Source organism: Cytobacillus sp. FSL H8-0458, from assembly GCF_038002165.1.
GTDB lineage: Bacteria > Bacillota > Bacilli > Bacillales > Cytobacillaceae > Cytobacillus.
Genome location: NZ_JBBOBR010000003.1, coordinates 135,050 through 148,333, shown reverse-complemented (window position 1 = coordinate 148,333; position 13,284 = coordinate 135,050). Strand labels below are relative to the sequence as shown.

The window sequence follows — 13,284 nt, the reverse complement described above, 5'->3', positions numbered from 1 at the left end:
GCGAAGTGCGCAAGAAATACGATATGCCGATCATTATGCTGACAGCAAAGGATTCAGAAATCGATAAAGTTCTGGGTCTTGAGCTCGGTGCCGATGATTATGTTACAAAGCCGTTCAGCACGAGAGAATTGATTGCCCGTGTGAAGGCTAACATGAGACGCCATCAGCAGGTTGCCAAGGCAGAGGAAGAGGATGAATCCAACGAAATCGAAGTGGGTTCACTGATTATCCACCCGGATGCCTACGTGGTTTCCAAGCGCGGTGAGACGATTGAATTAACACACCGCGAGTTTGAGCTTCTTCACTATTTGGCCAAACATATTGGACAAGTCATGACGAGGGAGCATCTCCTTCAAACCGTATGGGGCTATGATTATTATGGTGATGTCCGTACAGTTGATGTAACCGTCAGGAGACTGCGGGAGAAAATCGAGGATAATCCAAGCCACCCGACATGGATCGTGACAAGAAGAGGAGTCGGTTATTACTTGCGGAATCCTGAACAGGAGTAAAAGGGTACATGGAAAAGGTGGGTTTTTTTCGGTCCATTCATTTGAAGTTTGTGATCATTTATGTTCTTCTTATCCTGGTGGCCATGCAGATTATCGGAGTCTACTTTGTCAGGCAGCTGGAATCAACCTTACAGGAAAATTTCAAAGATGCCATACAGGAAAGGGTCAATCTTCTCACCTATTATGTGGAGGAACAGATGACCAAGGTAAGGCTTCCTGATGAGGAGGCCCCGTCCCTGGAAGAAGATATCAGAAGGCTGTTAAGTGATTACAATTCTGCGGACATATCCGAAGTCCGTGTCATTGAAGGAGAATCACTGAGGATCCTGGGCACCTCCGATCCCGATAATCAGGAGCTTGTCGGAGGAAGGTCTACAGATAACCTGATCAAGATGGCCATCGCCACCAAACAGCCAGTAACGGAGGATTTTGTTGACCAGGGACAGCGGTTATGGGTTCTCGTCACCCCTATTAAAAATAATAATGGGGAAGTTAATGGGGCCATCTATCTGGTTGCTAAAATAGAAAACATCTATGAACAGATGAGAGAGATAAATAATATTTTTACATCTGGCATCGCTATTGCGTTAGCCATCACAGCGATCCTGGGAATACTCCTTGCCCAGACGGTAACACGCCCGATTTCTGATATGCGGAAACAGGCGCTGGCCATGGCAAAAGGGAACTTCTCCCGCAAGGTAAAGGTGTACGGCTATGACGAAATTGGCCAGCTGGCCATTACTTTTAACAGCTTAACAAAGAAACTTCAGGAAGCTCATGCCACAACAGAAGGCGAACGGCGGAAATTATCCTCTGTTCTTTCTTATATGACGGATGGAGTCATCGCAACCGACCGCAAAGGGCGTGTCATTCTCATTAATGAGCCTGCAGCAAAAATGCTGAATGTTTCACGTGAAACGGTCCTGTCTTCACCGATTGTATCCCTTTTAGGGCTTGAAGAGGAATATACGTTTGAAGAGCTATTAGATGAGCAGGATTCAGTCATCCTGGATTACAGCAGCAAAACGAAAACGCTGATTCTCCGTGCGAATTTCTCGGTTATTCAAAAAGAAACCGGGTTTGTGAACGGCTTAATTACCGTTTTGCATGATATCACCGAGCAGGAGAAAATTGATATGGAACGCCGCGAATTTGTGGCGAATGTATCTCATGAACTCAGAACGCCGCTCACGACGATGAGAAGCTATCTGGAGGCTCTGGCGGATGGCGCCTGGAAAGATGAGGAGATTGCCCCGAACTTCCTGGATGTCACCCAAAATGAGACAGAGCGGATGATTCGCCTGGTTAATGATCTCTTGCAGCTTTCCAAAATGGACAGCAAGGATTACCGTTTAAGCAAGGACTGGATTGATTTCATTTTCTTCTATAATAGAATTATAGACCGTTTTGAAATGACAAAGCAGCAGAATGTTACGTTTGAAAGAAGGCTTCCGGACCATTCAGCTTTTGTGGAAATAGATGAAGATAAGCTCACCCAGGTGCTGGACAACATCATCTCAAATGCACTGAAATACTCTCCGGAAGGCGGAAAGGTGACGTTCAGCATTGAGGAAAAAGATGAATTTATTATCATCAGCGTTTCAGACCAGGGTGTGGGGATACCAAAAGAAAATATTGAGCAGATTTTTGAGCGTTTTTACCGGGTGGATAAGGCCCGGACAAGAAAGCTTGGCGGAACAGGCCTCGGATTGGCCATTGCGAAAGAAATGGTGGAGGCGCATGGCGGGAAAATTTGGGCAGCGAGTACAGAAGGGAAAGGGACAACGATTTCATTCAGCCTTCCATATGTCCGCTCGGAAGAGGATGATTGGGAATGAGTTATGAAAATATAAAATCTATCATACTGACCATTCTAGTCGTGACAAGTGTCCTCCTGACCTGGAATCTCTGGACTTACCAGCCAAACTTTGAACGGATTGAAAAAGAAGCAAATACCGTTCAGGAAGTAACAATTGCGGAGAAAAAAGAAGTAAGTCAGATTGTAAGACCGGACACCCTTTTATTCCATCTCGGGGAAAAACAGACCTTTGGGACGGTCAGTCCTGGTGAGATAGATAAGGTTATTACCGAAATCAGCGATTGGAATTTTTCTGACTTTGAAAATATCTCAGAGGAAGCAGACATCCTTCCATCGTTTGTTCATAATGAAGGAAAAGCGGTTCTCGCGTTTCCGGATTCTGTTCCGATTGACTTATACAAATCCGTCATCATAATTGGCGATAAAAATCTCGCTGATTTTCAATTTGATCACATTGTCATTGATACCAGGCAAACGGGTAAAAAAGAAGGAATTGTTGATTTTGTCTCAATGGATAACCGGCAGGTGTATCGTAGCCATGTGCCTGTTTCCTTTATTCAGAATTTCAAAAGCCAATACTTCAATCTGGCGGAGTATAACCCGGAATATAGAGCCTATCTTGCTTATAAGCCATCTGATAAAAGAACCATCTACCTGCCCGCACAGGATACCAAAATGCTGAGATATCAGTATTTGGAGAAAAAATTGGACTCTGAACAATACAAAAATGCCTTGTTCAGTGATCCGAGTGTCGTGCAGAAAAGTTTTCAGCAATCAGAGGATGAATATAATGATACCTTAAGCTTGCTGAGAGTGAATTCTGATAAAAATACCCTTCGTTATATCAAACCTGCTGCCGGGGATAATCCTGCTTTTCCGTCAGGCGACCTCCTGAAAAGGAGTATTGATTTCATTAATGGACATTCGGGATGGACAGATAATTACCAATTTGCCGAAATAGACGAAGTGAATCATAAGGTTGTATTCCGGATGTATGAATCTTCAGGTTATCCTATTTTCAGCGATGATCCGAAACTATCCGAGATCCGCCAGACTTGGGGGCAAACTGAAATTTATGAGTATGTTCGAAGCAGCTTCCAGCTTGGCCTGAGTACGGAAACGCCAACTGAAGTATCTCTAAGTTCCGGGAACCGCGTCATGGAGTACCTGTTAGCCCTTGACGAATTCGATCCGGAATTGCTGGAGGATGTAAGACTGGGGTATCAGATGATGCTGGTCAAGGAAGCGCAGACCACTTTCATCCGTCTGGAGCCTTCCTGGTTTTACCGTTATGAAGGAACATGGAAAAGCATTTCGCTTGATGAGACAGGGGGGATGAATAATGGATTGGAGTAAGATCAAAACAATCTTTATTTTAACCTTCCTGGTACTGGATATTTACCTGATGTACGAGTTTTTCAAAATAAAGGAAGCCAGTGAATTTGAACCGATCGCCCAGGCATCCCTGGAAAAACAGCTTAAGAGTGCCGAGATCACATTTGAGTCACCCCTTCCGAAAAGCAAACCGAAAGACCGTTATTTGAGGGCTAAGCCGGTGGTATTCGATATTGAAAATCTTGAGGATCTGAAAGAAACGAAGCTTGAAGGCCAGGAGATAACGATTTCAGAAGGAACCACCTTGAATTCAGTTCTGGATGAACCGATCAAGATCAGTGATAAATTCAGTCCGTCCGAATTATCCGCTTTTATCAAAAACAGGGTGTTATTCGGGGATCAGTACCGCTTTTGGGACAAGCCTCGTGACAGTAATAAAATCACGTATTATCAGGAATTCGAAGACAAGATGTTTTATATGAACTTAAATGGCGAGCTCACATTTTATTTGAATGATGAAAATGAAATTGTCTCTTACAAGCAGACGCTCCTGGAAAAGATTGAGTCGAAGGAAGAAAGTGAAAAAGTCATTCAGCCGATTAAGGCTGTTGAGACCCTTTACAAGAATGGCTCGCTTCTGCCTAAGTCAAAAATTACAAATGTAGAGCTGGGGTATTTTACCTTCGTGCATTTGAGTTCTTCACAATTATTGACGCCTGCCTGGCGATTTGTCATTAATGGCGAGGAGAATTTATTTGTGGATGCCTTTCAAGGGAAAATTATTCAGCTGAACAACGAAGAGAAAAAAATAGTGGAGTGAGGAGAACATGTCTTTACAATTCAGCGTTCTCGCGAGCGGCAGTACTGGGAATGCAATCTTTGTCGAGACGGAGGAACATTCTTTTCTGGTGGATGCCGGTTTAAGCGGGAAGCAAATGGAAGGATTATTTCAGCATATTGGCCGGGACATCGGCAAGCTTTCAGGCATACTGGTGACCCATGAGCATAGCGACCATATCAAAGGTGTCGGGATTCTTGCCCGCAAGTATAACCTCCCGATCTATGCCAATGAAAAAACATGGCTGGCCATGGACGGACTGATTGGGCAAGTCCCGGTTGACCAGAAGTTTCATTTTGATATGGAAGCCGTGAAAACATTCGGATCCCTGGATATTCAATCCTTCGGGGTGTCCCATGATGCAGCAGACCCGATGTTTTATGTGTTCCATCATAACGGGAAAAAGCTTGTCCTGATTACCGATACAGGCTACGTCAGCGACCGTATGAAAGGCCTGATTTCCAATGCAGAGGCTTACGTCTTTGAAAGCAATCATGATGTCCAGATGCTTCGCATGGGCCGCTACCCGTGGAATATTAAAAGAAGAATCCTAAGCGATGTCGGCCATGTATCCAATGAGGATGCGGCGCTGGCGATGAGTGAAGTGGCCGGCGACCGGACGAAGAGCTTTTATCTTGCCCATTTAAGCCAGGATAACAATATTAAGGATCTGGCGAGAATGTCTGTAGCCCAGACACTGGAAAGCCGCGGAATCATTGTCGGTGAACAATTCGACCTTTTTGATACCGATCCAAAGGTGCCGACAATTTTAACAGCCGTTTAAACATAAATCAAAAGAGGAATACACAGAGAGACAGCTGTCTTTCGTGTATTTCTCTTTTTCTTTTTTGAGGGAATTTTAATAAAGTATGAACAAAGTCGTAAGATTGCTGTGGCGAGTGCGTTTTTGTTAGATTTCTAAAAACAGAAGAGTATAATATTGGGTATAAAGGAAGACTAAGTTTTAGCATTTATATTAAAAACAGCCGTTTTTTTGCAAAAGAAAGAAAGGATGGGTGCAGTTTGGGCTATTATGATCAAGATCATCAGAACCGTTATAAAGGGCAAAAAGGCAACAAGGGCGGATACTTCCTGGCCAGCCTTGTTGGCATCATACTAGGGGCCATTCTGGTCGTGGTGGCAGTGCCAAAGCTTGCTGACTACGACGTGCTCCCTTATACGGTTGAACCGGATGAAAAGCTGCAGGATGAGGCAGCCGGGGATAACAATAATGCCAGGACTCAGAATGTCTCAGTCGATGTGACAACCGATGTAACTAAGGCAGTAGACAAAGCCGGGGATGCGGTTGTAAGCATTACGAACATCCAGACAGCCGGCTTCTGGTCGAATGAAGGAAACGGCAGTGCCGGACAGCCTGCCGGAACAGGTTCAGGCGTTATTTATAAGAAGGAAGGAAATACAGCCTTCATCGTCACAAACCACCATGTGGTCGAAGGTGCTCAGGAATTGGAAGTAAGCCTGGAGGATGGCACCAAGCTGCCGGCAAGACTGGTAGGCAGCGATATTTGGACGGATCTTGCCGTGCTTGAGGTAGAAGGAAAGGAAATTAAAACGGTAGCCGAATTTGGCGATTCAGACACACTGAAGCCAGGCGAGCCTGTCATTGCCATCGGGAACCCTCTTGGCCAGTTCTCCGGCTCAGTCACACAGGGAATCATCTCTGGACTGGAGCGTGCCATACCGGTTGATATTGACCAGAATGGAACAGTAGACTGGCAGGCAGAGGTTCTGCAGACAGATGCCGCGATCAACCCGGGGAACAGCGGCGGAGCGCTGGTTAATATCAGCGGCCAGCTCATCGGCATCAACTCCATGAAAATTGCGGAGAGCGCTGTAGAAGGAATCGGATTGGCAATCCCAATTAACTACGCAAGACCAGTCATTGATGACTTGGAAAAGTTCGGAGAAGTCAAACGTCCGTATATGGGCGTGCAGCTGGCATCTGTTAATGAGATTCCTGGCTACTACCAGCAGGAAGCGCTGAAACTGCCGAAGGATGTGAAATCCGGTGTGGCCATCACATCTGTAGAACCGAACTCTCCAGCGGCACAGGCTGGATTGAAGGAAATGGATGTCATTGTCGAGATGGATGGACAGGAAATCAAAGACATTATTGAACTGCGCCAGCATCTCTATACGAAAAAATCAGTAGGCGACCAGATGAAAATCAAAATATACCGCGACGGCAAAACCCAGGAAGTAACGATGAAGCTGAGCGGCGAGACATTTTAATGGAAAGACTAAATGGGAAAGCGGCAATCGCTTTCCTGTTTTTTATTGTTTTGATAAGATGAGATGTGGATAACTTATATAAATACGCGAAAATAAAATTTATCCACAGATCGGATAAAAAAACAGGCTGCCGGCCTAAAAAGGAGCATACTGAAAATGATTTACTGCTGTGACGAACACGTTGATCTGGCAATAGATATAGTGGTGGATGAGTACGAAACATTCCCGCAATTAACAAAACTTGAAGAGGATAAAAAGTTATCAACAACCTGTGAATATTGTCAAAATACTGCAATATATGTTGTAGCGAACGAGTGATCTCATACAACATGTGGATGAAAAATGTGGACATGTGGATAACTTCTGTGGATATCTTGTTTGTAAAGTGAGGACATGCTGTGAATATCTCAATCATTACGGTTGGAAAGCTAAAAGAAAAATACCTGAAGCAGGGAATTGACGAATACCTGAAAAGACTGTCGGCCTACGCCAAAATGGACATCATCGAGGTTCCCGATGAAAAAGCACCTGAAGAACTAAGCGAAACAGAAATGGTTCAGGTCAAGCAAAAAGAAGGCGAGCGAATACTGGCAAAAATTCATCCAGATGCTCATGTTATTGCTTTGGCGATCGAAGGGAAGATGAAATCTTCGGAAGAGCTTGCTGATACTCTTGATAAACTGGCTACATACGGGAAAAGCAAGATTGCGTTTGTCATTGGCGGATCTCTGGGGCTGAGCCAGGAGGTTTTGCAGCGGGCGGATGAGAAGCTGTCTTTTTCGAAGATGACGTTCCCGCATCAGTTGATGAAGCTGATTTTACTGGAGCAGGTTTATCGGGCTTTTCGGATAAATCGGGGGGAACCGTACCATAAGTAAATGAGGTTTTTACTCAAAAATTTAACTTGTTGAACCTTTTGTCCAACGGAAATAAAGAAATAGTTGGACAAAAGGTTCTTTTAGTGTTAATTTATTCTTAGAGTTAATTTGAGGAGTGATTTATTTGACTGTAAGGATACAGCCTGTTAAAGAAGAATCTATAATTAAAAGCCCTAATACACTGAAATTGCCTGAGTATTTGGGAAGTGAAACATGCTTTGAAGATATTGTATATAGCTTCTTTAGGTTAGTGATGAATTTTCGAGGTTATTCTTTCAAGGTTAAAAGGACAGGATTCGCTGAGATTGATAGTATTATTCCTTCCTATACTAAAGGGAATGTAGGAAGAGGCTCGTGTGATGGCTATTTATTCTCTTCTGATAAGTATGAAAGCTTTTGTGGACTCTTAGAGCTAGAATCAACTGGGAATTTAGAACAAGGAATAAAGCAAATTAAGAATTATGTTGAAGGTTTTACAAGCGAAACTTTAACAGATTCACAAAAAAGGGTAGTAGCTAACATATCCCAACGAGATATTAGGCTCATCGTATTTGATGGACAAGAAATATATATTTCTCTTTATAATATTGATGATAAAAGTGAAATTGTAATCTTTGATAAATTAAAAGTTAGTGCTGAGCGAGATGAAGTAATAAATAAAATACACTCTTTATTCCCTGTTAAGCAACAAATAGATAGAGAAATTGAAGAGAAAAAAATAGTGGGTGACATTGCTCGAATTATTAGGGGTCATGAGAAGCTGCAAAAGAATAAAGCATTTATTATGACTATTCTTGCATGTATTTATGGTTCTACAAAAGAGAACGACCTCTATCTTGCAACTAAATTACTTAGAGAATCTCAATTCGAGTTTGACATTAAATTATATGAAATGTGGAGAGCGTTAGATAACGATATATCTGACACTGAAGACCAAAAAAAGATTGTACGTCTTTATGAAGAGACTTCATCCCAATTGTATGAATTAAGTCAAGAGCGAGGCATGGATTTGTACGGTTTCATTTATGAAGAATTGGCGACTAAGGATACGAAAAAAGAACAAGGTGAATATTACACCCCAAGACATACTATTAGACCCATAATTTCTGCGGTGTTCAATAATTATTTGAATTGGGGAGAAGAAGAATTAAAAGATAAAGTGGTCTTAGACCCTTTCTGTGGTTCAGGCGGTTTCTTATACGAATATGTAAATTTTATCAATTCACAGCTAGATATAGGACTTAGCAAGGTAGGGGATGTTGTTTCAAATTCCTTATGGGGATTCGATAAAAATGGCACATTATCTGCAGAATTAAATCTATACCTAATAGGAAACATAAATGCTAATTTATCTAAAGTGAAAACTTCGATAAATTGGAGAAAACATTTCTTGTATGAAAATCATAAAAAAAACAAGTACGATGTCAATGTTTTGGGACCAGATGATGTTACTAAAATCAAACGCAAGCTAAGAGCCAGTTATTCAGATATTAAGAACTTTTTAATGATGTATGCGGGAACCAAAATCAATGTTGATATCAAAGAAATTGAAGACTTGATAGATACAAAGATAGAGAACAATGAAAGTCTTGAAACATTGCTAGAAGAATATGCACTGAGTAAGCTGGATTTGCTAACGCCTAACAAAGACGAACGTAGCTTAGGTAATGTTGATTTACTAATAACTAATGTTCCGTATGGAAAGGTTACAGAGGCAAATGAACAGATTATAGAGCAGGGTGCTAAGATTTACGGAAACTCTCTAGAGGTAAATGCATTGCGAGAATGTATTGATTTACTAAAACCTGCGACATTAAAGAATGGAAAAAGGGTTAAAGAGGGTGGCGTAGGAATTATAATTGTTCCAGATTCCATCTTAGAAAATGCAACAAATAAACCAATTAGAGACTATTTAATCTCTCGTTGTGATATTTTATCTATCATTAGTTTACCTGACTATACTTTTGCTCCATATGCTATGGAGAAAACATATGTATTAGTAATCCAAAAAATTGCCCCTGATGAATTTAGTTATAGTAGAAACTTGGACTTTAAAACCTTTATGTATTCATCTAATAGTGATGGAAGGGCAAATTCACAGAATAGGTACAGAACGAACCATTTGAGAGAAGTAGAGATAAAGTACCCTGTGGACAAAAAGAAACGAGTAGTTGAATTTATTCATAATGATTTTGAACCTAGTTTTGAACCGTATACAGATGGTGAAACAAAGTATATGTCTAAACTAGAAAGAGCATGGACTTATAGTACATTTGTATATAATCCAGAATGGGACCAAGAAAGATTGAAAGAAGTATGGGTAAAAGATGGTTGGGAGAAGAAAAAAGGTAAAAAATGGGGTTATTATGAAATTGAAAGAATAACTCGAGAGCAAAAGGTTATTATCCGAAAAGCTAGTCTTGAAAATAAAATAAGTGAATTTTTATCTAACAAGACAGAGGAAGAAAAATCGGAATTAATATCCGGACCGATTGATAGCAATTTTGTAAAAGAATTGTTATCTGAGGTAAAACTAACCCCTAGTGAAAGAGAGTTATTGAAATCGGTTGATAACATTGAAGAAACGTTCATTCTTGGTGAGCAAAAAATCTTAATGTTTAAAATTGAGTTAATTGACGATGTTGACTTAAACATAGATAGCTCTAATTATCTAGGTATAAAAGAACAGTCTATATTAATTGAAGATTTGCAAGAAATATTGGATGATATGGAAATTGTTACTGAGGATGATATGATAGACTTCTTTAGAAATACATTTACATCCAATCAATATGATGCTATTAAGTTAATGGATAAATTTGATATTATCCAAGGTACCCAATTTTCTAAAGAAGATGCTTACCTAAATCCAGGTTCAATACCTGTTTTTACCGCAGCTACTGATGGACCGGCTTATTATGTATCTGACAATATTGAAGGTAAAGTAAAAGTTAACGGCCCTTCTTTAATATGGAGCAGAAAAGGAGCAAAAGCAGGGACGATTCAATTATTTGATGAGAAGAATGAAAATGGCCAATATAATTCCTTCTATATATCAGACGTATCAGGAACAGTTAAACCAAAGTCAAATTTGCAAGATTACGACTTAACCTTCTTGAAGTTTTATATTGCAGGACAAGTCAAAAAAGAACTACAGTCAGTCTCTAACAATGCTCAATTAAATAAGAGTAAATTAGAAAACTTGACTCTCTTTCTTCCTGACAACCAAAGTGAAATTGGAAAATTAATAAACGAAAAGATAATAAAATAATTCAATAAGCCCTAATCCATTTTTATGGATTAGGGCTTATTTCTTTTTGGGGAGGATTTATGGAAATTACATTTTTAAACGAAATAGCAGAAAAAATTTGTATGTTGCATTATTCTGAGCTATGTTTTCAAGAAAACTATATTGAAGAGTTTTTTGTGGGTGATACAGATGATTTTGTAGACGTTATATATCCAAGAGAATTAATTGAAACAGGCAGTAAAATAAAGATTGCTTGTGGTCCAATTAAAGCATCTTGCACTTCAAAAGAGGAACATGAAATTTACTTAATAATACAAACTGGAGTGAATTTATATGCTGTTATTATGGAAAAAAGTATGCCGACAGCAATTTATAAGGTGAACCCGCAGTTTGGATTTGAAAGAGTAATAATATAGAAGTGTAGACAACCGTATTAATAATTGTAATTAAATATATATTATTTAATTGATTTAAAAATACATGTAGGAGTTGGATTAATGAAAAGTGCTAAAAGAGTTGAAATTGTGTCAGTGAAACTAGTAAGAGAATCAACTGTTTTGTATAAGAATAGGGTTATTAGAAGTCCTCAGGATGCATATGAGTTAATTAAGAGTTTCTTAGAGGATAAAGACCGTGAGCATTTCATTGTTGTGACCTTAGACGTCAAGAACCAACCAGTATCTATAAATGTCTGCCATATTGGTAGCTTAAATGCCAGCATCGTTAGCCCTCGTGAAGTTATGAAATCAGCTATCTTGTCATCTGCAGCGAGTATCATGGTGGCTCATAACCATCCATCTGGTGAAACTACCGAATCCAGGGAAGATGTGGAAGTTACAAAACGTCTTGCTGAAGCTGGAAAGCTTATGGGGATTGAGCTTTTGGACCATCTCATTATTGGTGATGGGAAATATACATCCTTGAAAGAAAAAGGATATATTTAAGGGGGGAAGAACAATGTGTTACTATAACGCCGAACATTTTGCTATCTTCATGTCTTTGCAATTTGGCATCGATGTTGATGAAGAACAAGTTGCAGATGAGTCAGTTCTATTGTATAAAGAGGAACTTGATGAAAACCTTGTGACAGAAGAATTGCTTAATATATCTCCTGAAATGGTATTGGTTCATTCTTGTGTTTACAATAAAGAAGAACATGAGTGGTTGGTTTGTGTAGCATCTGATGCTAATACGAACCAACCACTCTTTTTAGTTTGTCTGAAGAATGGCGAGAAAATTTATGAAGAAATATTACTGCAAGAAAAGGATAATGAGAAATGATATATACAGCGTATATTACTGAATTAGAAGAACGCTCATATCAGTGTGTAACCTTCGATATGGAAGATTGGTCTTTTGTATATTTTACAGCGAAAGATAATGAGGAAGAAATCGAAATAAAGATTTGTCTTGAAAATGAAAATATTTATCAACGAAAAATAGGATTTGAAGATTGGTGGTTTGTGGATTACTTAGCAGGAGATATTGATATAGAATGTAATAGTATAAGATAAGGATTACAAGATGAAAATCGGAATCTCTTTTCCGATTTTTTTTTGAGAATGATTTTAATGAAAGGCGGATTTTAAGGTGTCTAAGAATACTTTTAACATAACAGACCTAACGAAAGAAGTTTATGGAGATGAAGATACTAACTCCAGTGTGTTTGAGTCCAATAGAAAAAGAGTTGGAAGTCATATAAATAAAGTCCGTAAAATGTTGGGTCATCCAACTAAGAGGTTTGAAGCTCCGATAGAGCAACTAGATGCCTATGTCAAGTTGATTAGAAATATGTTGGAAAATCCAAAAAATGAGGAAGCATTAGACCTCTTAAATAAAAAACTGGTTAAGGGAAAAACATTACAGCAAGAAACAGATGAAAAAGCTCTGACAACCTTAATTGAGATTTTGGCAGAGATTGAAAGCCAGAAGCTGACAGGTGAAGACAATAAGTTATTTGTAGACTGGCTACAAGACCAGATGAGCGATGACTATTACTTGGAGAGCGAGAAAAATATTAATGAGGTAATGCGCATTGTAAAGAATGATTTTTCTCTATTCGATGACCTGAGCAGCCTAAAGTCAAAGCTAGAATTTCAGGAACAATATATGAATGACTTAAGGAATTTAAGTGCTTTGTATAGACAGCAAGTACAACAGCAGTTACTATTTCAAGAATCCTTTCTTGAAGTGATAAATTCTTATCCTCACTTAAATCAAAAGAAGATGTATACTACCGCAGATTTCCTTGAACTTCCTCCATCTATTCAACAAGAGATACAAGAGCTAATAGAACAAAAACAACAAAAACCTTCTGAACTTTAAAGGGCTCAGAAGGTTTTTGTTATGTCAAGGAATTTTTTTTCGTGCATTTCCTCTAAAATCTTTCCGTGATGATT

14 protein-coding genes are annotated in these 13,284 nt (G+C 39.6%); all 14 read left to right on the top strand.

Annotated elements, in window-relative coordinates; translation table 11 throughout:
* Positions 1-512: response regulator YycF (yycF, locus tag NYE23_RS24625; protein ID WP_341082082.1), on the top strand; the 512-nt coding region annotated here is incomplete at its 5' end.
* Between the two features lie 8 nt (positions 513-520).
* Complete coding sequence (walK, locus tag NYE23_RS24620) at positions 521-2,350, top strand: cell wall metabolism sensor histidine kinase WalK (RefSeq protein ID WP_341082080.1); 1,830 nt, start codon at positions 521-523, stop codon at positions 2,348-2,350.
* Positions 2,347-3,687, top strand: coding sequence for a YycH family regulatory protein (locus tag NYE23_RS24615; RefSeq protein WP_341082079.1), 1,341 nt, complete (start codon positions 2,347-2,349; stop codon positions 3,685-3,687). The genes walK and NYE23_RS24615 overlap by 4 nt, the downstream gene beginning before the upstream one ends.
* Positions 3,674-4,486 carry a two-component system regulatory protein YycI gene (locus NYE23_RS24610; RefSeq protein WP_341082078.1) on the top strand — a complete coding sequence of 271 codons (813 nt, stop codon included), beginning with the start codon at positions 3,674-3,676 and terminating at the stop codon, positions 4,484-4,486. Before NYE23_RS24615 ends, NYE23_RS24610 begins: the two co-directional genes overlap by 14 nt.
* A 7-nt stretch (positions 4,487-4,493) precedes the next feature.
* On the top strand, positions 4,494-5,288 hold the full coding sequence (locus NYE23_RS24605; protein WP_061793147.1) for an MBL fold metallo-hydrolase: 795 nt from the start codon (positions 4,494-4,496) through the stop codon (positions 5,286-5,288).
* A 239-nt stretch (positions 5,289-5,527) separates the two neighbouring features.
* Positions 5,528-6,757, top strand: coding sequence for a S1C family serine protease (locus tag NYE23_RS24600; protein ID WP_341082077.1), 1,230 nt, complete (start codon positions 5,528-5,530; stop codon positions 6,755-6,757).
* Positions 6,758-6,913: 156 nt separating this feature from the next.
* Positions 6,914-7,075 carry a CxxH/CxxC protein gene (locus tag NYE23_RS24595; RefSeq protein ID WP_082804532.1) on the top strand — a complete coding sequence of 54 codons (162 nt, stop codon included), beginning with the start codon at positions 6,914-6,916 and terminating at the stop codon, positions 7,073-7,075.
* 80 nt (positions 7,076-7,155) lie between these two features.
* On the top strand, positions 7,156-7,635 hold the full coding sequence (gene rlmH / locus NYE23_RS24590) for a 23S rRNA (pseudouridine(1915)-N(3))-methyltransferase RlmH (protein WP_341082076.1): 480 nt from the start codon (positions 7,156-7,158) through the stop codon (positions 7,633-7,635).
* A gap of 124 nt (positions 7,636-7,759) precedes the next feature.
* Entirely contained in the window at positions 7,760-10,906 is a 3,147-nt protein-coding gene (locus NYE23_RS24585; RefSeq protein WP_341082075.1) for an N-6 DNA methylase, read from the top strand.
* A 59-nt stretch (positions 10,907-10,965) separates the two neighbouring features.
* Positions 10,966-11,301 carry a hypothetical protein gene (locus NYE23_RS24580; RefSeq protein ID WP_341082074.1) on the top strand — a complete coding sequence of 112 codons (336 nt, stop codon included), beginning with the start codon at positions 10,966-10,968 and terminating at the stop codon, positions 11,299-11,301.
* 81 nt (positions 11,302-11,382) lie between these two features.
* Entirely contained in the window at positions 11,383-11,829 is a 447-nt protein-coding gene (gene radC, locus NYE23_RS24575; RefSeq protein ID WP_341082073.1) for a RadC family protein, read from the top strand.
* Positions 11,830-11,842: 13 nt separating this feature from the next.
* Positions 11,843-12,166, top strand: coding sequence for a hypothetical protein (locus NYE23_RS24570; RefSeq protein WP_341082072.1), 324 nt, complete (start codon positions 11,843-11,845; stop codon positions 12,164-12,166).
* On the top strand, positions 12,163-12,399 hold the full coding sequence (locus NYE23_RS24565; protein WP_341082071.1) for a hypothetical protein: 237 nt from the start codon (positions 12,163-12,165) through the stop codon (positions 12,397-12,399). Before NYE23_RS24570 ends, NYE23_RS24565 begins: the two co-directional genes overlap by 4 nt.
* 76 nt (positions 12,400-12,475) lie before the next feature.
* Positions 12,476-13,210, top strand: a complete 735-nt coding sequence (locus tag NYE23_RS24560; RefSeq protein ID WP_341082070.1) for a hypothetical protein — start codon at positions 12,476-12,478, stop codon at positions 13,208-13,210.
* The last annotated feature ends 74 nt before the right edge of the window (positions 13,211-13,284 follow it).

What these genes read in the sequence shown, in the direction of transcription:
- walK (WP_341082080.1), top strand. Translation starts at nt 521, where the DNA reads ATGGAAAAGGTGGGTTTTTTTCGGTCCATTCATTTGAAGTTTGTGATC.
- NYE23_RS24615 (WP_341082079.1), top strand. Translation starts at nt 2,347, where the DNA reads ATGAGTTATGAAAATATAAAATCTATCATACTGACCATTCTAGTCGTG.
- NYE23_RS24610 (WP_341082078.1), top strand. Translation starts at nt 3,674, where the DNA reads ATGGATTGGAGTAAGATCAAAACAATCTTTATTTTAACCTTCCTGGTA.
- NYE23_RS24605 (WP_061793147.1), top strand. Translation starts at nt 4,494, where the DNA reads ATGTCTTTACAATTCAGCGTTCTCGCGAGCGGCAGTACTGGGAATGCA.
- NYE23_RS24595 (WP_082804532.1), top strand. Translation starts at nt 6,914, where the DNA reads ATGATTTACTGCTGTGACGAACACGTTGATCTGGCAATAGATATAGTG.
- NYE23_RS24580 (WP_341082074.1), top strand. Translation starts at nt 10,966, where the DNA reads ATGGAAATTACATTTTTAAACGAAATAGCAGAAAAAATTTGTATGTTG.
- radC (WP_341082073.1), top strand. Translation starts at nt 11,383, where the DNA reads ATGAAAAGTGCTAAAAGAGTTGAAATTGTGTCAGTGAAACTAGTAAGA.
- NYE23_RS24570 (WP_341082072.1), top strand. Translation starts at nt 11,843, where the DNA reads ATGTGTTACTATAACGCCGAACATTTTGCTATCTTCATGTCTTTGCAA.
- NYE23_RS24565 (WP_341082071.1), top strand. Translation starts at nt 12,163, where the DNA reads ATGATATATACAGCGTATATTACTGAATTAGAAGAACGCTCATATCAG.